1 protein-coding gene is annotated in these 716 nt (G+C 29.2%); it reads right to left on the reverse strand.

Translation table 11 applies throughout. The annotated features are described in order from the left end of the window. Positions 1-322: helix-turn-helix domain-containing protein (locus V7024_RS20720; protein ID WP_335523400.1), on the reverse strand; the 322-nt coding region annotated here is incomplete at its 3' end. Between the last annotated feature and the right edge of the window lie 394 nt (positions 323-716).

Here is a 716-nt window from a genome sequence, read left to right on the forward strand (position 1 = left end):
CTTGATTTTTCTTTTTCTTGAACTTAGGAAATTTAGACAACCCTTTAAAAAACCTATTAAAAGCAGTATCTGCATTCATAATAGACTTTTTAACAGCCTTAGAACTTACGTCTTGTATCCATTGATCGTGTTCTTTTGTATGAACATTATTTAACCATTTAGAAAAATCCATACCACTTATGAATTTCTTTTCTTTTTCATATATTTCTTTGTTTTTTGAAAGATACAGATTATAGACATATCTACATACACCAATAGCTTGATTCACCTTTTGTTTTTGTATCTCTGTTAAAAGAACCTCTGTTTTAAATGCTTTTTTCATCTCTATCACCTCACTTCCTTTTAGTACAGGAAAATTCTGCCTATTTAAAGTATACAATACATCTTAAAGGAGGAGATAAAAAAGGAGTGAAAAAAGAATGAGAATAGATATTCGCGTGCCAGATACCATACTACATAAGGTAGATCAATGTCAAAACGAACGAGATATTTCTACAAGAGCATCTGTTATTTTAGAGTTGATAAAAAAGGATTGTATAAAAACAAGGATGCATGAGTGCCTTTGTCTATTTTGTATACGATTGTCAATGTTTTCAGATACTGTTTTTACTCTTCCACCTCCGTTCCAATTCCGTTATATCCAATATGATATAACGGAATTATGAATTAGTAAAGTATTATGTATAAAACGTGCTATAATATATAAATTCATTTTA

The sequence above is a fragment of the Bacillus sp. JJ864 genome, from assembly GCF_036963045.1.
Taxonomy (GTDB): domain Bacteria; phylum Bacillota; class Bacilli; order Bacillales; family Bacillaceae_G; genus Bacillus_A; species Bacillus_A pseudomycoides_C.